This window comes from Variovorax sp. 05N34, assembly GCF_056397405.1.
Genome location: NZ_JBFTNI010000001.1, coordinates 466,960 through 490,739 on the forward strand (window position 1 = coordinate 466,960; position 23,780 = coordinate 490,739).

27 protein-coding genes are annotated in these 23,780 nt (G+C 64.1%); 12 read left to right on the top strand and 15 right to left on the bottom strand.

Translation table 11 applies throughout. The features are described from left to right. Positions 1–111: 111 nt before the first annotated feature. The 4 genes from AC1DMA_RS02285 to AC1DMA_RS02300 are packed head-to-tail and all read left to right on the top strand — an operon-like array spanning position 112 to position 2,575. Positions 112–660, top strand: coding sequence for a 4-hydroxylaminobenzoate lyase (locus AC1DMA_RS02285; RefSeq protein WP_478143100.1), 549 nt, complete (start codon positions 112–114; stop codon positions 658–660). A 3-nt stretch (positions 661–663) separates the two neighbouring features. After that, the gene (locus AC1DMA_RS02290) at positions 664–1,374 is read left to right on the top strand and encodes a nitroreductase (protein ID WP_478126374.1); all 711 of its coding nucleotides are present in this window, start codon (positions 664–666) and stop codon (positions 1,372–1,374) included. A gap of 20 nt (positions 1,375–1,394) precedes the next feature. Then, entirely contained in the window at positions 1,395–1,877 is a 483-nt protein-coding gene (locus AC1DMA_RS02295; RefSeq protein ID WP_478126375.1) for a carboxymuconolactone decarboxylase family protein, read from the top strand. Continuing rightward, on the top strand, positions 1,877–2,575 hold the full coding sequence (locus AC1DMA_RS02300; protein ID WP_478143346.1) for an HD domain-containing protein: 699 nt from the start codon (positions 1,877–1,879) through the stop codon (positions 2,573–2,575). The genes AC1DMA_RS02295 and AC1DMA_RS02300 overlap by 1 nt, the downstream gene beginning before the upstream one ends. 72 nt (positions 2,576–2,647) lie before the next feature. Here the strand turns inward: AC1DMA_RS02300 and AC1DMA_RS02305 are convergent, their stop codons facing one another. Continuing rightward, on the bottom strand, positions 2,648–3,658 hold the full coding sequence (locus tag AC1DMA_RS02305; protein ID WP_478126376.1) for an AraC family transcriptional regulator: 1,011 nt from the start codon (positions 3,656–3,658) through the stop codon (positions 2,648–2,650). 226 nt (positions 3,659–3,884) lie between these two features. On the opposite strand from AC1DMA_RS02305, the gene AC1DMA_RS02310 reads away from it, so the two are divergent. Genes AC1DMA_RS02310 through AC1DMA_RS02320 form a run of 3 tightly spaced genes read left to right on the top strand, consistent with a single transcriptional unit; the run spans position 3,885 to position 6,319 of the window. Next, the gene (locus AC1DMA_RS02310; protein ID WP_478126377.1) at positions 3,885–4,988 is read left to right on the top strand and encodes an LLM class flavin-dependent oxidoreductase; all 1,104 of its coding nucleotides are present in this window, start codon (positions 3,885–3,887) and stop codon (positions 4,986–4,988) included. After that, entirely contained in the window at positions 4,981–5,547 is a 567-nt protein-coding gene (locus AC1DMA_RS02315) for a flavin reductase family protein (protein WP_478143101.1), read from the top strand. Before AC1DMA_RS02310 ends, AC1DMA_RS02315 begins: the two co-directional genes overlap by 8 nt. After that, entirely contained in the window at positions 5,528–6,319 is a 792-nt protein-coding gene (locus AC1DMA_RS02320) for a cyclase family protein (protein WP_478143102.1), read from the top strand. The genes AC1DMA_RS02315 and AC1DMA_RS02320 overlap by 20 nt, the downstream gene beginning before the upstream one ends. Here the strand turns inward: AC1DMA_RS02320 and AC1DMA_RS02325 are convergent. The 13 genes from AC1DMA_RS02325 to AC1DMA_RS02385 all read right to left on the bottom strand — a co-directional run bounded on the left by AC1DMA_RS02325 (position 6,300) and on the right by AC1DMA_RS02385 (position 17,438). After that, positions 6,300–6,854: an NADPH-dependent FMN reductase gene (locus tag AC1DMA_RS02325; RefSeq protein ID WP_478126380.1), complete on the bottom strand. Its 555-nt coding sequence runs from the start codon at positions 6,852–6,854 to the stop codon at positions 6,300–6,302. The genes AC1DMA_RS02320 and AC1DMA_RS02325 overlap by 20 nt on opposite strands. Before the next feature lie 50 nt (positions 6,855–6,904). Then, positions 6,905–7,819, bottom strand: coding sequence for a serine O-acetyltransferase EpsC (epsC, locus tag AC1DMA_RS02330; protein WP_478126381.1), 915 nt, complete (start codon positions 7,817–7,819; stop codon positions 6,905–6,907). Between the two features lie 121 nt (positions 7,820–7,940). Beyond that, a complete protein-coding gene (locus AC1DMA_RS02335) occupies positions 7,941–8,747 on the bottom strand; it encodes a MetQ/NlpA family ABC transporter substrate-binding protein (protein WP_478143103.1) in 807 nt (268 codons plus the stop codon). Between the two features lie 34 nt (positions 8,748–8,781). After that, the gene (locus AC1DMA_RS02340) at positions 8,782–9,447 is read right to left on the bottom strand and encodes a methionine ABC transporter permease (protein ID WP_478143104.1); all 666 of its coding nucleotides are present in this window, start codon (positions 9,445–9,447) and stop codon (positions 8,782–8,784) included. Then, the gene (locus AC1DMA_RS02345; RefSeq protein ID WP_478143105.1) at positions 9,440–10,483 is read right to left on the bottom strand and encodes a methionine ABC transporter ATP-binding protein; all 1,044 of its coding nucleotides are present in this window, start codon (positions 10,481–10,483) and stop codon (positions 9,440–9,442) included. Before AC1DMA_RS02345 ends, AC1DMA_RS02340 begins: the two co-directional genes overlap by 8 nt. A gap of 7 nt (positions 10,484–10,490) precedes the next feature. Continuing rightward, on the bottom strand, positions 10,491–10,706 hold the full coding sequence (locus tag AC1DMA_RS02350; protein WP_028250350.1) for a TOBE domain-containing protein: 216 nt from the start codon (positions 10,704–10,706) through the stop codon (positions 10,491–10,493). A 41-nt stretch (positions 10,707–10,747) separates the two neighbouring features. Then, positions 10,748–11,593, bottom strand: coding sequence for an ATP-binding cassette domain-containing protein (locus AC1DMA_RS02355; RefSeq protein ID WP_478143106.1), 846 nt, complete (start codon positions 11,591–11,593; stop codon positions 10,748–10,750). 27 nt (positions 11,594–11,620) lie between these two features. Further along, the gene (gene ssuC / locus AC1DMA_RS02360; protein WP_478126386.1) at positions 11,621–12,472 is read right to left on the bottom strand and encodes an aliphatic sulfonate ABC transporter permease SsuC; all 852 of its coding nucleotides are present in this window, start codon (positions 12,470–12,472) and stop codon (positions 11,621–11,623) included. Positions 12,473–12,506: 34 nt separating this feature from the next. Next, on the bottom strand, positions 12,507–13,676 hold the full coding sequence (gene ssuD / locus AC1DMA_RS02365) for an FMNH2-dependent alkanesulfonate monooxygenase (protein WP_478143107.1): 1,170 nt from the start codon (positions 13,674–13,676) through the stop codon (positions 12,507–12,509). Positions 13,677–13,687: 11 nt separating this feature from the next. Then, positions 13,688–14,713: a sulfonate ABC transporter substrate-binding protein gene (locus AC1DMA_RS02370; RefSeq protein WP_478143108.1), complete on the bottom strand. Its 1,026-nt coding sequence runs from the start codon at positions 14,711–14,713 to the stop codon at positions 13,688–13,690. Between the two features lie 18 nt (positions 14,714–14,731). After that, the gene (locus AC1DMA_RS02375) at positions 14,732–15,697 is read right to left on the bottom strand and encodes a sulfonate ABC transporter substrate-binding protein (protein WP_478143109.1); all 966 of its coding nucleotides are present in this window, start codon (positions 15,695–15,697) and stop codon (positions 14,732–14,734) included. A 119-nt stretch (positions 15,698–15,816) separates the two neighbouring features. Continuing rightward, entirely contained in the window at positions 15,817–16,401 is a 585-nt protein-coding gene (gene ssuE / locus AC1DMA_RS02380) for an NADPH-dependent FMN reductase (protein ID WP_478143110.1), read from the bottom strand. Between the two features lie 11 nt (positions 16,402–16,412). Beyond that, positions 16,413–17,438, bottom strand: a complete 1,026-nt coding sequence (locus AC1DMA_RS02385; protein WP_478126391.1) for a sulfate ABC transporter substrate-binding protein — start codon at positions 17,436–17,438, stop codon at positions 16,413–16,415. 126 nt (positions 17,439–17,564) lie between these two features. Between AC1DMA_RS02385 and AC1DMA_RS02390 the strand changes: the two genes are divergently transcribed. From AC1DMA_RS02390 to AC1DMA_RS02410, 5 genes are all read left to right on the top strand, one after another. Continuing rightward, a complete protein-coding gene (locus AC1DMA_RS02390; protein ID WP_478126392.1) occupies positions 17,565–17,831 on the top strand; it encodes an oxidative damage protection protein in 267 nt (88 codons plus the stop codon). Positions 17,832–18,054: 223 nt separating this feature from the next. Beyond that, a complete protein-coding gene (gene mnmC, locus AC1DMA_RS02395) occupies positions 18,055–19,905 on the top strand; it encodes a bifunctional tRNA (5-methylaminomethyl-2-thiouridine)(34)-methyltransferase MnmC2/FAD-dependent 5-carboxymethylaminomethyl-2-thiouridine(34) oxidoreductase MnmC1 (RefSeq protein WP_478143111.1) in 1,851 nt (616 codons plus the stop codon). Between the two features lie 40 nt (positions 19,906–19,945). Further along, complete coding sequence (locus AC1DMA_RS02400; protein WP_478143112.1) at positions 19,946–20,848, top strand: transglutaminase family protein; 903 nt, start codon at positions 19,946–19,948, stop codon at positions 20,846–20,848. A gap of 103 nt (positions 20,849–20,951) precedes the next feature. Continuing rightward, complete coding sequence (locus tag AC1DMA_RS02405) at positions 20,952–21,965, top strand: patatin-like phospholipase family protein (RefSeq protein ID WP_478126395.1); 1,014 nt, start codon at positions 20,952–20,954, stop codon at positions 21,963–21,965. A gap of 3 nt (positions 21,966–21,968) precedes the next feature. After that, positions 21,969–23,423, top strand: a complete 1,455-nt coding sequence (locus tag AC1DMA_RS02410; protein ID WP_478143113.1) for a GntP family permease — start codon at positions 21,969–21,971, stop codon at positions 23,421–23,423. 21 nt (positions 23,424–23,444) lie between these two features. On the opposite strand, the gene AC1DMA_RS02415 is transcribed toward AC1DMA_RS02410, so the two are convergent. Then, complete coding sequence (locus AC1DMA_RS02415) at positions 23,445–23,690, bottom strand: hypothetical protein (RefSeq protein ID WP_478143114.1); 246 nt, start codon at positions 23,688–23,690, stop codon at positions 23,445–23,447. Positions 23,691–23,780 lie beyond the last annotated feature (90 nt).

Consider the following 23,780-nt stretch of genomic DNA (forward strand, 5'->3'; position numbering starts at 1 on the left):
CACCTCCTGCAGTTGAACTGCGTTCATTATGGAACTGCAGATCTATCGTTTCCATTCAGTTCGAGTTTCGCCCATGATCGTGTCCAGGCATTCCGCAAAGGCGAGACCACGATGACCGAAACAAACATTCAGGACAGACAGGCGCTCATCGAGCGCTGCATCCCCTTCCTCGAAGAAGTGAAGGACATGACCGCCGGAGCCGCGGTCGAAAACTGGTTGAACCAGAAGTACGGGGCTGACAGCGAGCTCTATCGGACCCTGGCTCACTTGGTGTTGAAGGGCGTGCAAGACTGCTGGGCAGCGAACGTCCCGATCGACGGTCAGGCTTACCGCCGCAGCCGCATCGCGGAGCCCTCGGAGCGCACACTGCACTTCAGCATCACAGCCGTATACATGGACAGCACAGGGAATCAGCAGGGTCATCCTGATCATCACTTCCTCGGGCAGTACCACGGCCATCCCTATGGCGAGATCAACATGGTCATTCCGCTCAATTCCGGCGCCGCGTTGAAGGGGCCGAATGGCTGGTGCTTTGGTGGCTGGACCGCACCGCCGCCGGGCAGTCACCACTATCCGGAAGCAAAGGGCGGCGCCGTGATTGCGCTGTTCTTCCTCCCCTCCGGACGGATTTCGTATCACGACGCGCCGCTGCAGGGGTGAACCATGGTCCAGACGGCAACTGAATGGTCCCAGGAGACCATTGCGAAATGCGTCTCCTCCGTCATGCATTCGCGCCGAGCGGTTCGTGCATTCAAGCCGGAGCCTTTGCGCCGCACGCTTGTGGAAGCGATCTTGGAGGATGCAGCAACTGCCCCAAGCGGTGGCAACATCCAGCCCTGGCGGGTGCATGTGGTCAGCGGCGTGGCCAAGGAGCAGCTGGCAAATGCGTTGGTCGCAGCGTTTCGTGCCGGAACCGCACCGGCGCCGACGCACTTCCCCGAACCGTTGCCGGACGTATTCCGTACGAGGTTGCTTGACTTCGGCGCGCGGTACTACGCCTCCCTCAAGATTGATCGCAACGATGCTTCGGCGCGCATGCGCCAAACCGAGCGAAACTTCTCATTTTTTGGCGCCCCGGTCGGTCTCATTTTCAGCATCGACCGCAGACTGAAGGCACACAGCTGGATCGACCTCGGCCTCTTCGCGCAGAACGTGATGATCGCCGCGAAAGCACGTGGCGTCGACACCTGCCCGCAGGTCGCATTTGCGCAGTTTCATGACCAGATCGCATCCCATCTTGCGATGCCCCCGGAGGAAGTAACCGCCTTCGGCATGTCCATGGGATACGGCGATCTGGAGGCCCCGGTGAATCAAGCAAGCATGCCTCGGGAACGCAGGCACGATTTCGCGCGACTTCTCGGTTTCCCGGCCTGAAGATCAGCAGAACCATGACCATGAGCAATCGAATCGACTACAACGAAGTCGCCCCAACGGGCATCAAGGCACTTGGCAACGTGTACGGGTACATCTCGCAGAGCGGTCTTTCACCGGTTCTGGTGGATCTGGTGTACTTGCGTGTTTCGCAGATCAACAACTGCGCCTACTGCTTGGACATGCACACGCGTGACCTGTTGAAGAAGGGGCAGGCAATCGAAAAGCTCGCACTGCTGCAAGCATGGAGAGAGGCAGGTGCCCTCTTTGACGAGCGGGAACGTGCCGCGCTGGCTTGGGCTGAATCGGTGACACGCGTGGCGGAGACCGGGGTCCCCGACAGCGACTACCAAGCTGCTCGCACCGTCTTTGACGAGCGGGAGCTAGTGGACCTGACCATTGCCATCGGGCTGATGAATACCTACAACCGCATGGCGATCAGTTTCCGCAACACCCCTATGGCGGTCATTCCAAAACAGGTAGTCAACGCCAGGAGAGAGTCATGATGCTTAAGGAAATATCAGGGGTGCGTATCCCGGACAGCAAACTCGCGCGCGAACTGACTCAGCTCATTCGCGATACCGAGAGTGATTTGCTCTTCCACCACTCGGTCCGAGTTTATTGCTGGGGAGTCTTGGCAGGAAACCGAACAGGATTGAAATTCGATCCTGAACTGCTTTACGCGGCTTCCATGTTCCACGACATTGGCCTCACCGCACGCTATAAAAATAGTCAGCTACGCTTTGAAGTGGATGGCGCGAATGCCGCGCGTGAATTTCTTCGGGGGCACGGCATCGCCGATAGCGATATCGAGACGGTTTGGAACGCCGTCGCTCTCCACACAACGCCTGGCATACCGCAATTCATGCGTCCGGAGATCGCATTGGTGCAGGCGGGGGCTGGCATGGATGTAGCCGGCCGCGGCTATGACCAATATACCAACGCTCAGCGGGAGGCCGTTGTCGCCGCCTTTCCCCGAGAAACTGACTTCAATCAGGGAATCATCGACGCCTTCTACCAGGGCATGAAGCACCGCCCCGACAGCACTTTCGGAACCTTCAACGATGACGTCCTGGCGTTCAAGGATCCACAGTTTCGGCGGGTTGAGATGTGCAGCGTCATCCTTGCATCAAGCTGGAACAGCCGAAATGTCCCAACAGGTTGTTCATCCGCCCACGACCATCTGGGAAGCTGCGGTCACTAGGCCATCGCAACGAAGGATGGGACAACGGATGAACAGTCATAGCACGCGCGATGGATTCGGTCGACCTAGGTCTCAGCGGTTCAGCGTTTGGGATGGCAACTCGCCGTACTTCTCGCGATAACGTGCGCTGAAGTGCCCAAGGTGAGCGAAGCCCCACCGCAATGCGACATCGCGCACCGTTTCACCGGCAAGGCGCCCTTGCGACAGCTCGTCGCGCACGCGCGCCATGCGCACATCGGACATGTAGCGCATCGGCGTGGTGCCTTTGTACTTCCGAAACCCGAGGAACAGCGCCCGCGTGCTCACGTCCACGTGGCCGGCGACGTCCGCGATCGAAATCGACTCGTGTGCGTGATCGTGGATGTAAGCCTCCGCCCGCCGCACGAAACCGGGAGAGACGCTGTGCTCGGCCGCGCCGAGAACTTCGCGGTACGTGTGCGGCTGGCATTGCAACAGTGCGGCAATGCCCGCTTGCTCAATTTGCGAAGCCAGCAGCGGGGAGTCGACCCATGGCGAACTTTTCGAGAGGTCGTCGCCGAGCTCCTCGAACAACCAGCGAATCCACCGTGCCCATGCCGCCACCTGCGGCTGATCGAGCACCATCGCCGGAGTAAAGACGAGAGGGTCTCGCAAGGGGCGGCCGAGCTGCCCGGCGCAATGCTTTTCGAGTGCCGCGCGCTCCACGCGCACGAACAGCTTCTCGCAACCTTCATGGTGGAGCATCGTCATCGACTCGCTGGGACTGACGACCGACGCGACGGCGCTCGTCGACTGCACCGTTTCACCCGCCGTGCGCACGCTTTCGTTCCCTTTCAGAAGGACCTGAACGAGATAAAAGCTCTCAAGCCGTCCCGGATCGATCGCCACAGTGGCGCCGTAGCCCATCCGCCCCAAACCCAAAGCGCCGATTCCGCGATAGTGCATCGATGCCTTGACGCGCTGGCGGCTGCCGACGACCGTCAGCTTGTGATCGCAGAACACCTGCGTGACGCGGCTGCGCGCCTCGTCGAGATCTGAAGTCTGAAAGTGGCCGACGTGAGCCAACGGGCTCTGGGCATCGGCAACAACTGAAGCTTGAATCACGCTCTCTCCGGAAATCTGGTCTGAAACGCGTCTGGGCAGTCCCGTGTCCCGATACTGGGCGCTCGCGCCGAGCCCGGACTTCGGGGATAACCCTCGACCGCCGCGCTCCCTGCGGCCATGGCGGCACAAAGACTTGCACTCATGGGACAGCGCTTGCGCGCCCGGGACACTGCCCTCGCGCCGTGCCCCTATCGTGAACCCGTCCAAGTCCACACATGCACGCCCCATGCCAATCCAAGCAACTCCCCTCCTGCAACGCAAGCACTTCCTGCTCGGCACCTTTGCATCCAACTGTTCCAGCGGCATGTCCGTCACCAAAGTGCCGGAACGTTGGCAGAACACCTGGGACAACAACCTGAAACTCGCCCAAATGCTCGACGACGCGGGCATCGACTTCATGCTGCCCATCGCACGCTGGATCGGCTACGGCGGCGAAACCAACTTCCACGGCGATGTTCTCGAAACCGTGACCTGGGCAACCGGATTGGTCGCCCAAACCAAGCAACTGACGGTGTTCGCGACCACGCACACCGCGGCCAACCATCCGGTCGTTGTCGCGAAGCAGATTGCCACCATCGACCAGCTCGGCCAGGGCCGGGCCGGCCTGAACATCGTGGCCGGATGGAACAACCCGGAGTACGAGGCGCTGGGCCTGAAGCTCCCGCCCGATCACGAGACGCGCTATGCCTACGCCGAAGAGTGGTATCAGCTGGTGCGCAAGCTTTGGCAAGACCCGGGCATCTTCGACTGGGACGGCGCGCATTTCCAGCTCAAGGGCATACACAGCCATCCGAAGCCCTACGGCGAATTGCCGCCGATCCTCAATGCGGCAGGCTCGGGGCTGGGGCGTGAATTCGCCACGCGCAATGCGAACTTCCTCTTCACGCCGGCTATTGATCTTGCCCGCTCGAAGGATGAAGTCGCCGAATTGCGAAGCTCGGCAAACGCCAAGGGGCGCGAGGTCGGAGTACTGACTTTCTCTCATGTGGTCTGCCGGCCGACGGAGGCAGAGGCGCGCGCCTATCTCTCGCATTTCGGGCAGGAGCATGCGGACTGGGCGGCCGTGGACAACCTGGTCAACCTTCAGTTCGCGCACGCACAATCGTTTCCGCACGATCTGCTGGCGCTGATCCGCGACCGCATGGCGGCGGGCCACGGTGGCTATCCGCTGGTCGGCACCCCCGAGCAAGTGGCTCAGGGGATCATCAGCCTCGCCGAGGCCGGCTTCAGCGGCACCACGCTGTCCTTCGTCGACTACGTCAAGGAGTTCCCGTACTTCCGAGACACGGTTCTCCCGATCCTCCATGCACATGGCCTGCGCGATGCATGACACGGCCGATCCAGTCGGCGGCCACGCCTTCCGCACGGCCATGCGGCAGCTCGCGGGCGGGGTCAGCGTCATCACCGTTGGCACTCTTGGAGCGCGCACGGGTTTCACGGCCACGTCCGTCGTCTCGCTGTCGGTCAAACCCGCGGTATTGCTGGTGTCCGTCAACGCCTCGTCTTCGTCCTGGCCGTTGATGCGCGAGCACGGACGGTTTGGCGTCAACGTACTTGGGGAGCACCAGCAAACCGTCGCAGAGCGCTTTTCGGGCCGACAGGGCATTCAGGGCGAGGGCCGCTACGCGCGATCGAGGTGGCATCGGATCGAAGAAGCGTGGCTGCTCGACGGCGCAACGGCTGCCTTCGCCTGCGAGATCGAGGAAAGCTTCGAGCGTCACGGCCACCGCGTCGTGCTTGGCCGCGTGCGCGCAGTTCGCACCGGCGAGCGCGACGAGGGCGCGCTCGTCTACTGGAAAACCAACTACACGGCCTTGACCATTCCCACTGCTCTCACTGCTCTCACTGTTCCCACGGAGATCCGCACCCATGACACATGCCACTCTTGATCGCCTCGCCTCCGAACTGCTCGAAGGGCGAATCCGCGTCGTCGACCTCACCCAGACCTTGTCGCCCGACTTTCCAGCGCTGCAACTGCCGCCGCAGTTCGGCCAAGTCTGGGGCTTCAAGATGGAGAAGATCTCGCACTACGACGAAGCGGGTCCGGGCTGGTACTGGAACAATTTTTCTTGCGGCGAACACACGGGCACGCACTTCGATGCACCGGTGCACTGGATCAGCGGCAAGGACCATCCGAACAACAGCGTCGATACCATCGACGCTCGGAATTTTGTCGCACCGGCTGTGGTCGTCGACGCCTCTGCTGAAGTCGCCAGCAACCCTGACTGGCTGTTGACCGTGCCCTTCATCGAAGCGTGGGAATCAAAGCATGGCCGCATTCCAGCCGGTGCGTGGGTATTGTTTCGCACGGACTGGTCCCACCGCGCGAGCGATCCGGCGGCGTTCCTGAATCTGCGCGAGGACGGCGCCCACACGCCGGGGCCCACCCAGGAAACAGTGCAATGGCTCATCGAGCAGCGCGACGTGCATGGCTTCGGCGTGGAGACCATCAACACCGACGCCGGGCAGGCGCATTCGTGGCCACTGCCCTATCCGTGCCACACGCTGATGCACGGCGCCAATCGCTACGGGCTGCAATGCCTGACGAACCTGCATCAGCTGCCGCCGAGGGGCGCCATGATCTGGGCAGCGCCACTGAAGATCCAGGGCGGCTCCGGCAGCCCGCTGCGCGTTCTTGCGCTTATTTCGAGTGGTCCTTGATCCAGGCGACGTACTTGTCGACCCAGCTCTGCAGAAACTGCTTGGTCGAACCTTCAGCGACATGTCCCTTGTCGTCGAAAAGGCCTTCCTTGTTCTGCAGGAAAACCTCCGGCTGGCCTAGCGTCGGCATGTCCAGGTAGGCCAGGATCGTGCGCAACTGCTGCTGCGCAATGGCGGTGCCGATCTGGCCCACCGAAATACCGATCACGCCGGCTGGCTTGCCCGCCCAGGCGCTCTGGCCATAGGGGCGCGAAGCGTTATCGATTGCGTTCTTCATCACGCCCGGGACTGCGCGGTTGTATTCGGGGGTAACGAACAGCACCCCGTCAGCCGCCGCGATCTCGGTCTTGAGGCGCTTGACCGACGGCGCCTGATTGCCGTCCTGGTCCTGGTTATAGAGCGGGAGATCGTCGATCTGCAGATGCTCGAAAGTGAAGTCCTCGGGGGCAAGATGCGCAATGGCCAGCGCAAGCTTGCGGTTCAGCGAGTCCTTCCGCAGGCTGCCGATGACCACGGCGATTTTTTTCTGAGCCATGAAAACTCCTTGTCTATGGTTGAAGGAAGTTGCAATGAATGATGGGCGGCTCAGGCCTGCCGACGCTGCGGTGCGTTCTGCAGGCTGGCCTGCGTCACATTGGCGCCGGGCGGCACATCATCGGTGATCCACACATTGCCGCCGATGGTCGCGCCCTTGCCCAGCGTCACGCGCCCCAGGATGGTCGCGCCGGCGTAGATGACCACGTCGTCCTCCACGACCGGGTGGCGCGGCAGGCCCTTTTGCAGATTGCCCTCGACATCGGTCGGAAAGCGCTTGGCACCGAGCGTCACCGCCTGGTAGATGCGAACGCGCTTGCCGATCACGGCGGTTTCGCCAATGACGACGCCCGTGCCGTGGTCAATGAAGAATCCGGCGTCGATCTGCGCGCCTGGATGGATGTCGATGCCGGTCTGCCCGTGGGCCAGTTCGGCCACGATGCGCGCCAGCAGCGGCAAGCCCAGTCCGTACAACCGATGCGCCAGGCGATGATGAATCATCGCGAGAATGCCGGGGTAGCACAGCAGCACTTCGTCGACGCTGCGCGCCGCGGGGTCGCCAAGGAAAGCGGCGAGCACGTCTCCGTCCAGCAGCCGGCGGATGCCCGGCAGCGCGGCCGCGAAGTCGCGGACTGCCGCGTCCGCGTCGGCGTCTATTTCTTCGGGAGCGCGCGGCTCGTGGCGCGCCGTGTAGCGCAGTTCGAGCCGCGCCTGTGCGAGCAACGACTGAAGCGCCGCATCGAGCGTGTAGCCCACATAGAAGTCTTCGCTTTCCCTGCGAAGCTCCGGCGGACCGAGCCGCATCGGAAAAAGCGCGCCCTTCAGCGACTCGACAATGCCTGCCAGCGCATCGCGTGAGGGAAATTCGCGACTGCCGGGCTCGCGCGACCGCTTCTGGGCATCGCGCCATTCGTCGCGGGCCTCATGCAGGCCGGCGACGATGTCACTGACGTCGAACAGGGACATGCCATTCCTTTGGTGTTCGGTGTTGGGGCTTGAACCTTGCACCATCGCACAAAACCCCACCCTGAGCGGGTTTCTACCTCAAACCCGGCCCACCGTCTTCAGGCAAGTCCGGCCGTCCCTCTTACCAGCCCGCCAGCACCGAGCCCTTGAACTCGGTCTGGATGTAGTTGCGCACCTCATCGGAGTGATAAGCCTTCACCAGCTTGGCGACCCACGGCTTGCTCTTGTCCTGCTCGCGCACGACGAGGATGTTCACGTAGGGGCTCTTCGCGCTTTCCTTGGCAATCGCATCCTTGCCGGGGTTGAGGCCAGCAGACAGCGCGAAGTTGGTGTTGATGCCGGCGGCATCGAGGTCATCCAGCGTGCGCGGCAACTGGGCCGCATCGACTTCCACGAACTTGATCTTCTTGGGGTTCTCGATCACGTCGAGCGGCGTCGCCTTGAGCCCGGCTTCGGGCCTGAGCTTGATCAGCCCTTGGTCCTGCAGCACGAGCAGCACACGCCCGCCATTGGTCGGGTCGTTCGGCATGCCGAAGCGGGCGCCTTCCTTCAGGTCGTTCAGGCTCTTGACCTTTTTCGAATAGATACCAATGGGGAAATTGACGGTGTAGGCCACGTCCGCCAGCTTGTAGTTGCGGTCCTTGATCTGCTGGTCGAGGTAGGGCTTGTGCTGATAGCTGTTGGCGTCGAGGTCGCCCGCGGCCAACGCGGCATTGGGCTGAACATAGTCACTGAACTCGATAATCTGGATCTTGAGTCCGTCCTTTTCGGCCACCTTCTTGACCTGCTCGAAGATCTGTGCGTGCGGCCCGCCGGTGACGCCGACCTTGATCGGCTTGTCCTGAGCGAGCGCGGGCACGGCCGCAAAGCCCGAGACGATCGTCATTGCGATGATCGACTGAAGAAGCTTGCGTTTGGGGTGAATCATGAAACGAGTTCCTTGAGAGAAAAAAAGAGAAAAATCACTTGTGGCTGAGCCTGCGCACGAGCCAGTCACCGCCGCTTTGCAGCGCCTGCACGAAGAGGATCAGCACGATGACCACAGCCAGCATCACTTCGGGCAGAAAGCGCTGATAGCCGTAGCGGATGCCGAGGTCGCCCAGTCCGCCGCCGCCGATCGCGCCCGCCATCGCCGAATAGCCGGTGAGGCTGACGAAAGATATTGTCACGCCGGCCACGATGCCCGGGAGAGCCTCGGGCAACAGCACCTTCCACACGATCTGGCGCGTGGTTGCGCCCATGGCCTGCGCAGCTTCGACCAGTCCGCGATCGACCTCGCGGAGGGATGTCTCCACCAGCCGCGCGACAAAAGGAGCGGCGGCAAGGCTCAACGGCACCACGGCGGCCGCAGTGCCGATCGACGAGCCCGTGAGCAAGCGCGTCAACGGAATGATCGCGACCAGCAGGATGATGAAGGGCGTGGAGCGCACCGCATTGACGATGGCACCGACGATCCGATTGGCCGGGCGGTTCTCGAGCACGCCACCGGTGTCCGTGAGATGCAGGTACACGCCGAGCGGCACACCCACCAGCGCGCCGATCAAGCCCGAGATGCCGACCATCACGATGGTTTCCCACAACGAAGCGGCGAAGAGTTCCAGCATCGGCCTGGTGAAGACGTCAAACATGGGCCACCTCCTGCACCACCACGCCGGCGCCCCGCAGATAGGCCACAGCCGAAGCGACCGACTCCCCCGCTCCGCGCGCCAGCACGGCAAGCGAGCCGAAAGGCCGGCCCTGGATTTCGTCGACTTGCCCATGCACGATGGACAGGTCGATGCCAAACCGGTGGATCACCTGCGAAAGCAGCGGCTGGTCCGCCGCATCGTCCCCTGCAAAGGCCAGGCGCAGCAACTGAGGCGCATGTGCGGCGTCGTCTTGCATCAGCGCGCGGATGCGCGCAAGCACGCTTTCAGGCAGTTCTTGTGGCGCAATGTCGTCGAGCAGGCTGCGCGTCGTTTCATGCTGCGGCCGCGTGAAGACATCGAGCACGGCCCCCTGCTCCACGATGCGGCCATGGTCGATGACCGCGACTTGCTGCGCGAGTTGCTTGATGACCTGCATCTCGTGGGTGATGAGCACGACAGTCAGGCCGAATTCGCGGTTGATGTGCTGCAACAGCGCGAGGATCGAGCGCGTGGTCTCGGGGTCGAGCGCCGAGGTGGCCTCGTCCGAAAGCAGCACCTTCGGCCGGTTGGCCAATGCCCGCGCGATGCCGACGCGCTGCTTCTGACCGCCGCTGATCTGCGCCGGATAGCGGTCGCGCAGCCCGGTGAGGCCCACCAGTTCCAGCAGCGGATCGACCCGCCCCTTGATCTCCGAGGCACCGAGGCCGGCGAGTTCGAGCGGCAAGGCCACGTTGTTGTACACGGTGCGCGACGCCAGCAGGTTGAAGTGCTGAAAGATCATGCCGATGCCCTGCCGCGCGCTGCGCAGTTCGACATCGTTCATGGCCGTGAGCTCGCGCCCATCCACCCGCACGCTGCCGCGGATGGGGCGATTGAGGAGATTGATAGTGCGCACGAGCGAGCTCTTGCCCGCGCCGCTGCGCCCGATCACGCCGAACACTTGGCCCGGCGCCACCGTCAGGTCGATGCCCTTGAGAGCCTCGACCGGCCCGCTCGGGCCGTCGTAGATCTGATGAATATCTTTGAGTTGAATCATCCCCGTATTAGAGCTTGGCGATCGACACTTCGGTCGACTTCACCAGCGCGACCACGTCGGAGCCCGGCTTGAGCTGAAGCTCGTCGACCGAGCGCGTCGTGATGACCGAGGTCACGATGCCCCAGGCGGTCTCCACATCGACTTCGGAGACGACGTCGCCGCGAATGATCTCGCGGACCTTGCCCTTGAACTGGTTGCGAACGTTGATGGCTTGGATGGACATGGAAAACTCCTTCGGTTGGGTGATTGAACTGGATGAAGCGCTCATACGGCCCAGCGCAGCACGTGCGCGGGTCCATCGGCCCAGCGGGTGTCGTTGGCCGGTTCGGCTTCGGGGCTTTGCGGTTTTTGCAGGACCCGATCAAGGATTCGCTTCTCGATCGCTGCGAAGGCCGGATCGCCCTGCGAGCGCGGCCGTGCGAGCGCGATGTTCTCGTCCAGCGCGATGCGGCCGTCCTCGATCAGGATGACGCGATCGGCCAGCGCCACCGCCTCCTGCACATCGTGCGTAACCAGCAGCGCAGTAAAGCGATGGCGTTGCCACAGGTTCTCGATCAGGCGATGCATCTCGATGCGGGTCAGCGCGTCGAGCGCACCCAGAGGCTCGTCGAGCAGCAACAGGCGCGGTTGATGCACGAGGGCGCGTGCCAACGCAACACGCTGTCGTTGCCCGCCGGAAAGCCGCGCCGGCCACTCGTTCTTGCGCTCGGCAAGGCCGACTTGCGCCAGGACCTCTTCGCCGTGACGGCGGCTCTGCGCGGGCAGGCCCAGCGTCACGTTGTCGAGCACGCGCCGCCACGGCAGCAGTCGCGCCTCCTGGAACATGATCCGTGTGTCGTCGTGCAGACCCTCAACCGGCTTGCCGTCCGTATAGAGCGCACCCTCCGAAGCCTCTTCAAGACCTGCGACCAGCCGCAGCAGCGTGCTCTTGCCGCATCCGCTGCGGCCGACGATGGCGATGAATTGGCCAGGCTCGACCGAAAGCTGCGTATTGCGCAGCACTTCGCGGTCGCCGTAGCGCTTGGAGAGGCCGCGAATATCGAGCCGGACGCCGCCGGGCTCTTCCGATGGACTGCGCGGGATTTGCGGGATGTGGGGGATGGCGCTCATGGTGTTCACTTTGTTGTCGTCACTTCATCACTTCGCAACGCGATAGCCCGGATGCCACCGCAGCCACCAGCGTTCGAGTCCGCGCGCGAACAGATCGGCCAATTTGCCCAGCAGCGCGTAGAGCAAGATGCCGACGAGCACGATGTCCGTCTGCAAAAACTCGCGCGCGTTCATCGTGAGATAGCCGATGCCCGATTGCGCGGAAATGGTCTCGGCCACGATGAGGATCACCCACATCAGCCCGAGCGAAAAGCGCAGGCCGACCAGGATTGACGACATCGCGCCCGGAAGAATCACTTCCTTGTAGAGCTGCCAGCGCGTGAGGCCGTAAGTGCGGCCCATCTCGATCAACTGCGGATCGACATTGCGGATGCCGTGGAAGGTGTTGAGGTAGATCGGAAAGAACACCGACACCGAGATCAGGAACAGCTTGGCCGACTCTTCGATGCCGAACCACAGGATCACCAGCGGGATCAACGCCAGCGCCGGGATGTTGCGCACCATCTGGATCGTCGAATCGAGCAGCGTCTCGAAGAAGCGGACCGACCCGGTGAGCAGCCCCAGGGCAAGGCCGAAGCCGCCGCCGATGGCCAGGCCGCCCAGCGCGCGACCGGCGCTCACCTTGACGTGCGTCCACAGCTCGCCCGACGCAGCCAGCGTCCAGGCCGCCTTGATGACGTCGACCGGTGCAGGCAGCACGCGCGTCGAAAGCCATCCGAGGGATGACGCAATCTGCCACGCCACGATCAGGCCTACCGGCACCAGCCAGGGCACGAGGCGCTTCGCTACCGAGACCCCGAAGCCTTTGACGGCGCCCAGCAACGGCGCCGACGTGGATGCGGGAGTTTGTGCGGGCAAAGTCTGCACTTGTTCAGTCATGTGAATCCTTTGGCTGGGTACTGCTGGGTACTGCTCAGCTCTGCGACAGAAGACGCGAAGGCGCATCGAGATTGGCGACCACTTCGCCGAAGGGGCCGGTCAGCGTCTCACCCGGCAAGCCCGGGCGCTGCTTGCGTGGCAGCAGCGGAAACACCAGCTCGGCGAATCGATAGGACTCTTCCAGATGCGGATAGCCCGAGAAGATGAAGCTCTCGATGCCAAGCGCGGCGTATTTCTCGATACGCGCCGCGACAGTCTTCGGATCGCCCACCAGCGCCGTCCCCGCACCGCCGCGCACCAGCCCTACGCCGGCCCAGAGGTTCGGACTGATCTCCAGATCGGCGCGCGTGCGCTTCGCACCGCCCGCGTGCAGCGCAGCCATCCGGCGCTGGCCTTCGGAATCCATGCGCGCAAAGGCGTTCTGGGCGCGAATCACCGTTTCATCGTCGACGCGGCTGATCAGAGATTCGGCCGCGCGCCACGCCTCGTCCTCGGTCTCACGAACGATGACGTGCAGTCGGATGCCGAACTTGACCGTGCGGCCCTTGCGCGCTGCACGTTCGCGCACGTCCGCGATCTTCTTTGCCACCTCTGCTGGCGGCTCGCCCCACGTGAGATAGGCATCCACCTGCTCGGCGGCCAAGTCGTGCGCCGCTGCCGACGAACCGCCGAACCACACCGGTGGATACGGCTTTTGCGTCGGCGGGAAAAGCAGCTTCGCGCCCTTCACGCTCAGATGCTTGCCGTCGTAGTCGAAGCTCTTTCCTTCATGACTGCGAGCGATGATCTCGCGCCAGATGCGGATGAACTCGGCCGACTGCTCGTAGCGCGCCGCATGGTCGAGGAACACCCCATCGCCTTCGAGCTCGGTCTGGTCGCCGCCGGTCACGAGGTTCACGAGCACACGACCGCCGGAGAGCCGGTCGAAGGTCGCGGCCATGCGCGCGGCGAGGCTGGGTTGATGCAATCCTGGTCGTACCGCGACGAGGAACTTGAGGCGCGTTGTCGCACCGATCAGGCTCGACGCGATCACCCACGGATCTTCGCAAGAGCGCCCTGTCGGGATCAGCACGCCTTCATAGCCCAGCTTGTCGGCCGCGCCGGCGATCTGCTGCAGGTAGGCCAGGTCGACCGGGCGAGCGCCCTCGGTGGTGCCGAGATAGCGACTGTCGCCATGCGTGGGAAGGAACCAGAAGATATTCATGGGATGTGCTTTCAGGGTTTGGCGGCGTCGGGGTGCCAGACGATTCGGGCGACTTCCACCGGCTTGGGGATAAGCCCCAGCTTGAGAAAGGCGTCCGCGACGCGTTGCTGGTCGGCGGTGGTCGCGGGCTGGATCGGACCCACCGGCGATGGCGGCCGCCGCTGCAGGAACAGGCTCACGATGCCGGCATCCAGTCCGCTGAATTCCGCGATGAGCTTGATCGCGGCGGGCCGGTCCTGCTGCACCAGCCGGTCGGCGCGCGTCAGCTCTTCGAACAGCGCATTGATCACCGCCGGGTGCCGCTCCGCAAGCGCACGCGACGCCAGGTAGAAAGAGTTGTTGTTCGAAAGCCCGCGGCCCGTCGCCAGCGCACGCGGATGGATTGCAAGCTCGGTCGCGGCGTAGAACGGGTCCCAGATCGCCCATGCGTCGACGCTGCCGCGCTCGAAGGCCGCACGCGCATCGGCCGGCGCGAGGTAGATGGGCTGGATATCGCTCCATTGCAGCCCGGCCTTCTCGACCGCGCGCACGAGGAGGAAGTGCGCGCTCGAGCCCTTCTGCAGCGCCACCTTTCGTCCCTTGAGGTCAGCCAGAGTCTTGAGCGGCGAGTCCTTCAGCACGAGCACCGCGGAGCTGTCCGGCTTGGGCGGCTCGGCGCCGACATAGACGAGATCCTTGCCGGCGGCCTGGGCAAAGACGGGCGGCGAATCACCGGTGAGTCCGAACTCCAGACTTCCGACCGACAAGGCTTCGAGCAACTGCGGTCCGGCCGGAAACTCGATCCAGCCGATCTTCGTGGTCGGAAAGCGCTTTTCGAGCCAGCCCGACTGTTTGACGATCACCAGGTTGGCGGCGGATTTCTGATAGCCGATTCTGAGCAGCTGCAACTGCGGGGAAGGCTCAGCGGCCGAAGGCGACGCGCTCACAGGCTGTGCCAGCGCGATAGGACCGCCCAGCCCCCAGGTGCCCGCGGTGAGCGCAAGCAACTGCAGCAGGCGACGGCGAGCAACCGACGAGCTTGGAAGCGAAGCAGTCATGGTGGTGCCTCCGTGCGCTCAGGCGATATTGGCCGAGGCGGCGTCGAACACGCGGATCTTTCGCGGGATCAAGCCAAGGGCAAAGAAGGTGTCGGCGATCTGTTGCTGCTCACCGAGGATGGCCTTGGTGATTGGCGACGTGCCGTATGCCGAGCGCGCAACCGTCACATCGACGACGGGCTTGGGCAGCCCCCAGATGGTCGACAGTTCCGCGGCAAACGAATCTTTGTTGGCAGCGGCCCAATGGTCGACGCGGTTGATCTCTTCGGTCACCGCGGCCAATACGTCCGCATTTTTCGCCACGTAGTCGAGCGACGAGAAGTAGTAGGCGCGATTGCCCACCACCCCGCTCGCATCGGCCAGGATGCGGGCGCCGAGCAACTTTTCCGCGGACGCGAGGAAGGGATCCCAGATCACCCAGGCATCGACGGAGCCCTTCTCGAAGGCGGCGCGCGCATCGGCGGGCGGCAGGAAAACGAATTTCAGGTCGCTGTACGGAAGCCCGTGCTTCTCGAACAGCTTGACGATGAAATAGTGAACGTTGCTGCCCCTGTTGAGCGCGATCTTCTTGCCTTTCAGGTCAGCGACCGTCCGAATTGGCGAATCCTGCTGAACCAGCACTGCTTCCGCCGCAGGCCGGGGCACGGTGGCGGCGACGTAGGCCAGCGGCGCGCCCGCGGCCTGCGCAAAGATGGGGGGCGCCTCGCCCACATCGCCGAAGTCGATCGAGCCGACATTGAGCGCCTCGAGTTGTACCGGGCCCGCCGTGAATTCCGTCCATTTGACCGTCACGCCCAACGGCGCCAGCCGCTTCTCCAGCGTGCCGCGAGCCTTGAGCAGGCTCAACTGGCCCTTCTGGTTGCCGATTCGGAGCTGGCGTTCGCCCCGAGGCGCCGGTGCCTGTGCCCATGCGCCCATTGCTGGCAGCGCGATCGCTGCGGCGGCGCCCTGGATCAGCTGCCGGCGGGTCGAGGATGATTGCATTTGCTTCTTTCAGACGTAGCTCGCCCCGGACCGCGCAGCGGCCAAAAATCGGAACGAAATGGAATTGGGGAAGTGGGAAAGAAAGCGCCGCCATGGGCGCTGCGTCAACGGACGATCCGTCAGACGCTACATCGCACGCGCGAGAAAGCCACAGGCTCGAAGCCCCAGGTCGCCGGCAGCTTGAGGCCTTCGCTCGCCAATGTCTCGACCGCATCGTCCAGGCGCTGCGCCAGATCGGCCTGCAACTGATACGCCCCTTCTGGCTGCAGCGTCACCTGCCCGTCTGTTGCATACACACCCGGGAGGATGTGTCGCGCTGCGAGCGACTGCAGCACCGGCCGCAGCGCATAGTCGAGCGCCAGCATGTGATGCGGACTGCCGCCGGTCGCCAGCGGCAGCACCGTCTTGCCCTTGAGTGCCGACTGCGGCAGCAGATCGAGAAACACCTTCAGCACACCGCTATAGGCAGCCTTGTAGACCGGTGTCGCGATCACGATGACGTCAGCCCGACGGACCTGCTCCACCGCGTGCTGCACCGTTGGATGCGAAGCCTCCCCCAACAGCAAGGCGTGGGCGGCCAGTTCGCGGATCGCGAGCCGATCCACCGGCACACCGCGCTCCGCAAGCCGCGCCGAGACGGCGTCGAGCAAAACGGCCGAGCGCGAAGGCGCAGAAGGGCTGCCGGCAATCAGAAGAACAGTCATGGCCGCGCGCGTTACTTGTTGCTCAGGTAGATCTGGTCGAAGGTGCCGCCATCGGCGAAGTGCGTCTTGTCGGCCTTGGTCCAGCCACCGAATGCATCGTCGATCGTGAAGAGCGTGAGCTTGGGGAACTGCTTTTCGTACTTTGCCTTCGCCTTCTCCGATGTCGGCCGGTAATAGTTGCGGCCGACCACGTCCTGGCCTTCATCCGAATACAGATACTTCAGGTATTCCTCCGCCACGGCGCGCGTACCCTTCTTGTCGACGACCTTGTCGACCACGGCTACGGTCGGTTCCGCCAGGATGCTGACCGACGGCACGACGATGTCGAACTTCTCCGGCCCGAATTCCTTCAGCGCGAGGAAGGCCTCGTTTTCCCACGCCAGCAGCACGTCGCCCACGCCGCGCTGCACGAAGGTGATGGTCGAACCCCGAGCGCCGGTGTCGAGCACGGGCACGTTCTTGTAGAGCTTGCCCACGAAGTCCTTGGCCTTGTCATCGCCGCCGTACTTGCGCTTGGCAAATTCCCAGGCGGCAAGGTAGTTCCAGCGCGCGCCGCCTGAAGTCTTCGGGTTCGGGGTGATCACCTGAACGCCCGGCTTCACGAGATCGTCCCAGTCCTTCAGGCCTTTGGGATTGCCTTTCTTCACGAGAAAGACGATGGTCGAGGTGTAGGGCGCCGAGTTGTGCGGCAGGCGCTTTTGCCAGTCAGGCTTGACGAGGCCGCCGTGCGTGACGAGCGCATCGGTGTCACCGGCCAGCGCGAGCGTCGCGACGTCGGCGTCCAGGCCGTCGATGATCGAACGGGCCTGCTTGCCGGAGCCGCCGTGCGACTGCTTGATCGTCACGTCCTGGCCGGTCTTGGCCTTCCAGTACTTCGCAAAAACCTGGTTGTAGTCGACATACAGTTCGCGGGTCGGGTCGTAGGAGACATTGAGCAGCGTCACCCCCTGTGCAAACGACGGCAATGCCGTCAGGGCGAAGCCCGCAACGGCGGCGACACCGAGGGAAAGCTTGATAAAGTCGCGGCGAAGGCTCATGGTCTAGTGCTCGTAAATGGCATAAAGCTGAAGCGACGTATTCTGGATACGGCATATGGAATAGAGAACGACTGAGTTCTCAGTTCTAAATAGCAAAATCAACTAAGACACCCCAAAGGCATCCAAATGGCACGCATGGTCCAGTGCATCAAGCTCGGCAAAGAGGCCGAAGGTCTCGACTTTCCGCCCTACCCCGGCGAACTCGGCAAACGCATCTGGGAAAACGTCAGCAAGGAAGCGTGGGCGGCCTGGCTGAAGCAGCAGACGATGCTTGTGAATGAAAACCGGCTGAACCTGGCCGACGCGCGGGCGCGGCAGTACCTGGCGCGCCAGATGGAAAACCATTTTTTCGGCGGCGGTGCGGACGTCGCGCAGGGCTACGTGCCGCAATAGGGCTCGCCCCCAGGCTCGCGCACTTCGTGTCGCTCTCCACCCCCTACCGGGGGCAATACCAGCAGCCCGGCTGAGCCGGTTCCGCGGTATTCCTGTTGCTCGCCCCCAGGCTCGCGCACTTCGTGTCGCTCTCCACCCCCTACCGGGGGCAATACCAGCAGCCCGGCTGAGCCGGTTCCGCGGTATTTCTGGACTTTCGCTGTCGGCATAGCTCGGATTGGACATGGCTGAACCTGTTGATTGGCGGTCGGACGGGGTTCCGCGTAGCGCGCGTTTCGACGATATCTATCACTCGGAAACGGGGGCGCTGGCGCAGGCGCGGCATGTGTTCCTGGGCGGGTGTGGGCTGCCTGCGGCTTGGGGCGGGGAGGCGCAATGGCGGATTCTCGAAACTGGGTTTGGGTTTGGACTCAATTTCCTGACAAGCTGGGAGGCCTGGCGGGCTGATCCGCGGCGGCCTCGGTTGCTGCACTTCGTTTCCGTGGAGGGGCATCCGGTCTCGAGGGAAGACTTGCTGCGGGCTGCGTGCACCTATCCCGAGTTGATGCCGCTGGCCGAAATGTTGGCCGGTCAATGGCACGGGCTGCTGCCAGGGTTTCATCGGCTTTGGTTCGACGAAGGTCGGGTGCTGCTCACGCTCTGCATTGGGGACGTGCAGCCGATGTTGCGCGCCCAGCGCTTTGAAGCGGACAGCATCTTTCTCGATGGTTTCAGTCCGCAGCGCAACCCGGCGATGTGGTCGGCCGAAACGTTGAAGGCGGTTTCGCGTTTCGCTCGGCGTGGAACGCGTGCGGCCACCTGGACGATTGCCAGCAGCGTTCGGGCGGCGCTGACGCAATTCGGATTCGAAGTGACCAAGGCACCTGGCTTGCCACCCAAAAGGGATTGCCTTCAGGCGGTGTTCGCGCCTGCATGGGAGGTCCGGCGGCGTGGGCCCGAACCGGCGCCGCCAGCAAAGCCCGGCTATTGCGCGGTGGTTGGCGCGGGGCTGGCCGGTGCGGCGGTCGCGGCAAGTCTCGCGCGGCGTGGCTGGAAAGTCACCGTGCTGGATGCGGCTGCGCGCCCTGCGGCTGGCGCATCCGGGCTGCCGGTCGGTGTGCTGGCACCGCATGTGTCGCCAGACGATGCGCTGCTCTCGCGCCTCACGCGAGCGGGCATTCGCGCGGTGTGGCAGCAGTTGATGCAATGGTTGGACGAAGGGCGCGACTGGCGCGCGAGTGGCGTGATCGAGCGGCGCGCCGCCGGAGATGCACGTGTGCCCGACGGCTGGACTGCCGAAGGCCCGAACGAGTCATGGCATGCGACGGCGGCGCAACTGCGAGACGCGGGTTTGCCGTGCGATGCCGTCGCGCTGTGGCACGCACGCGCCGGATGGGTGCGGCCCGCGCGGCTCGTCGACGCATGGCTCAAGCGACCGGGCGTTCGCGTGGAGACAGGCCGCCACGTGGCACGCATTGAACGCATCGAGTCAGGCTGGACGCTCCGTGACGGCGCCGGCGCAGCCTTGGCGCAGGCCGATCGCGTCGTGATTGCCGCCGGCTTTGAAAGCCGCGCCTTCGCACCCCGCTTTCCGCTGCAGCCCGTGCGTGGCCAAGTGGCTTGGGGCGTCGCGCCTTCGGGCGCGCGTTTGCCTGACGTACCGGTCAACGGCGACGGTCACCTGATTGCCGGGGTGCCGGACGAAGCCGGCAAGTTGTGGCTGGCTGGCGCGACCTTCGACCGCCACAGCAGCGATCCATCGGTGCGGTTGGGCGAGCGTCAGGTCAACTTCGAACGACTCCGACAACTGCATCCCGATGCGGCCGCGCAGCTCGCCGAAGCCTTCGCCGAGGGCAATGTGCAAGCGTGGGCAGGCGTGCGCTGCGCTTCCGGCGACCGGCGCCCGCTCGTTGGACCGGTGGATGCATCGAACGAGAACAGCGCCTGGCTCTGCACCGCCATGGGCTCGCGCGGGATGAGCTTCGCGGCACTCTGCGCCGAAGTGCTTGCCGCGCGCTGGCACGGCGAGCCGCTGCCGCTGCCGGCGAAGCTCGCGAGCGCATTGGACACGTCGCGCGCGACATCGTCCATGTGATGGGGTCGCCCGATCTCCTTCCGCGCAGCACAATGCGCGCATGCCCATTCACTACGACGTCACGCACACCACGGTCTACAGATACAGGTCGCCCGTCACCTTCGGGATGCATCGCGTGATGTTTCGGCCCCGCGAGAGCCATGACTTGCGTGTGCTCGCGACCGACCTGCAGGTGAGCCCGACAGCCAACGTACGGATGATCCTGGACCCTCACTCCAATTCGGTCGCGCTCGTGTATCCGCTGGGCGAAGCGACTGAATTGCGCATCGTCTGCCGCTTCACGATCGAGCACGTGCCCAGCACCGTCGACATGCTGGCGCTGGACCCATCGGCCGAAGTCATTCCGTTTGCGTATTCCCTGCAAGACCGCTTCGACCTCGACTGTTACCTGCGCCCGCACCACGACGATCCCGACGCCACGCTGATCCGTTGGGCCCACCAGTTTCTCCAGATCGATGCGCCCAATGCCACCTTCGACGTGCTCAAGCGCATGAACGCGCACATCGGACAGACCCTGACGTACGCCGCGCGCGACGAGGAAGGCACGCAGACACCGCTGCAGACGCTCGCTCTGGGCAGCGGCAGTTGCCGCGACTACGCGTTGCTGATGATGGAAGCCGCTCGCCGCCTGGGCATCGCGACGCGCTTTGTCACCGGCTATCTTTACGACGCCGCACTCGACACGCAAATCGCCAGCGACTCGGCCGATGGTTCCGTCACAGGCGCCGGCAGCACGCACGCATGGCTTCAAGCCTACTTGCCAGGCGCGGGCTGGGTGGCCTTCGACCCGACCAACAACTTCCTCGGCGGCAACCAGTTGATCCGCGTGGGCGTGGCGCGCGATCCGGCGCTCGCGGCGCCCATCTCCGGCACCTGGTATGGCGAGCCAGGCGCCTATGAAGGGCTCGACGCCTCGGTCGTGATTCGGCGCATATCCGCCTGATGCCCGTCGCCTCACTCCGGCAAGCTGGCTCGGCCATTGCTTGCGTGCATCCTCTCTCTACAACGTCCGCTTGGGCAATGGCTTCGGCCTTGGAGGTCTCCCCTTGAAAACTCTCCCGATCGATCTTGCGCTGCAAGGCGGTGGCTCGCATGGCGCATTCACCTGGGGCGTGCTCGACCGACTGCTCGAAGAGCCATGGTTTCGGATCGACGGCATTTCGGGCACGTCCGCTGGCGCGATGAACGCCGCGGTGCTGGCTTGCGGCCATGCAAGGGCGGGTGCCGATGGCGCACGCGAATCGCTCGAGACCTTCTGGCGCGGCGTTTCCGAGGCGGCCCGCTTCAGTCCTTTCCGCCGCAGCTGGATGGAAATGATGAGCGGCCGCTGGACGCTCGACAATTCGCCGGCCTTCATGGCGATCGACATGGCGACGCGCCTGTGGTCGCCCTACGACCTCAACCCGCGGGGCATGAATCCATTGCGCGGCATCCTGGCCGAGCTGATCGACTTCGACCGGCTGGCCTCCTCCCCCATCAAGCTGTTCGTGACCGCGACCAACGTGCGCACCGGCCGCGGGCGCGTCTTCCGGAATGCGGAGATCGGCCCCGACGTGCTGCTCGCATCGGCCTGCCTGCCGACGATGTTCCATGCGGTCGAGATCGATGGCGAGCCCTACTGGGACGGGGGCTATGCGGGCAATCCGACCATGACTCCGCTGATCCGTGAATGCAGTTCGAGCGACACGATCCTCGTGCAGATCAACCCGGTGGAACGTCCCGGCATTCCGCGTTCGGCGCAGGAGATCAACAACCGCCTGAACGAAATCTCGTTCAACTCGCCGCTGCTGAAGGAATTGCGCATGGTCGCGATGCTGCATCAGGTGGCGGACCCGGGTCACGGCGAAGGCGCAGCCTGGGCGCGCATGCGCATTCACCGGATTTCCACGGACGCGATGCTCGAACTCGGCTACTCATCCAAGCTGATCGCGGAGTGGGAGTTCCTCTGCAAGCTGCGCGACGAAGGCCGGCGCTCGGCAACCGCATTTATCGATGCGCATGCAGGCGACATCGGCAAGCGTTCGACGCTCGACCTCGACGCGCTGCTCGAAGGAGTCTGAAGCATGGGACTCGCAGGAATCTTCGTCGGCCTCGGGCTGCTGATCTGGCTCTCGTATCGGGGCTGGAGCGTTCTGGTGCTGGCGCCGATGGCGGCCCTCGTTGCCGCGCTCTTCGCCGGCGAGCCCTTGCTCGCGCACTGGACGCAGACTTTCATGACCTCGGCGGCCGGCTTCCTGGCGCAGTTCTTCCCCCTCTTCCTGCTCGGAGCGATTTTCGGCAAGCTGATGGACGACAGCGGTTCGGTGCAGACAATCGCACGCTTTATGACCGAAAAGCTCGGGCCGAAGCGCGCCATGCTCGCCGTCGTCCTGGCGGGCGCGCTCGTGACCTATGGCGGCGTCAGCTTGTTCGTCGCGTTCTTCGTGCTGGCGCCGATGGCGCAGGCGCTGTTCCGCGCAGCTGACATTCCGGGCCGCCTCATGCCGGCGGCGATCGCGCTGGGGACTTCCACGTTCACGATGTCGGCGTTGCCTGGAACTCCCGCCATCCAGAACGCAATTCCGATGCCCTTCTTCGGCACCACGGCCTTTGCCGCGCCAGGGCTGGGTTTGATCGCCTCGGCGATCATGCTCGGCTTCGGCATGTGGTGGCTGCGGCGCGCTGAAGGGTCCGCGCGGCGGGCCGGCGAAAGCTACGGCGCGGTGGCGCTGGACAAGCACGTGAGCGCGTCCGAAGACCCTGTCGTGCGCGAACGTGCAACGACGTCCGGCAGTTTCGATCCCGCGGAAATCGAGCACGGCGAACACGGCACCGGGCAACCCAGCGTCGTCGTCGCACTGCTGCCGCTTGCCATCGTGGTACTGGTCAATCTGGTGATGGCGCTGGTGGTGCTGCCGCGCATGGACACCGATTTCCTTTCCGAGCCGCGCTTCGGTGGCATCACGCTGGCGAACGTCGGCGGCGTGTGGGCCGTGCTGGTGGCACTCACGGTGGCCATCGTGGTGCTGATCGCGCTCAACTGGAAACGCCTGCCGTCGCTGCGCGCGACCGTGGACGCAGGCGCCAACGCGGCAGTGCTGCCGGTGATGGGCGTCGCCAGCCTGGTAGGTTTCGGCGCCGTCGTCGCGGCGATGCCTGCATTCGAGGCGGTGCGTGAATGGGTGCTCGGGATCGGCGGAGGCCCGCTGGTGTCGCTGGCACTGTCGACCAACATCCTCGCGGCGCTGACCGGATCGGCCTCGGGTGGCCTGACCATCGCGCTCGACGCGCTGGGCAGCACCTACATGCAACTGGCGGCGACGATCGGCCTCGACCCCGCACTGATGCACCGGGTCGCGGTGATCGGCGCAGGCACGCTGGACAGCCTGCCGCACAATGGGGCGGTCGTCACCCTGCTCGCGGTGTGCGGCCAGGGACATCGCGAGAGCTATTTCGACATCGTGATGGTCGGCATCGTCGGCGCCCTGTTGGCGCTGGTTGCGGTGATTGTTCTGGGCACGACCTTCGGTTCGTTCTGAACGGCTCCCACAGCGCACCCGCTACAAGTGCGTTCGGCTGCGCCGCAACCGTGCGACCAGTGCATTGGAAAGGACTGCGATGTGCCGCGCATATTCGGCCTCGGCTTCCTCTTGCGCTGCGGTGAGAAGCGCGAGTGCTTCGATCTCCCGCACGCCGGGCGGAGTACCGCTTCCGCAGAGCCAATCGCCGAGCGCCTCGACAAGCTCTCCGCGCGCCTGCTCGACCCTCAGGCGACTGCAAACGACTGCTTGGTACAGCGTCGTCATCTCGCGTCCTTGAACTTGCGCCACGTCAGACTTTTCCTCGGTTGTGATCGGGTTTGCAGACTACTTATGTATTACGGGTGCCGCTGTAGG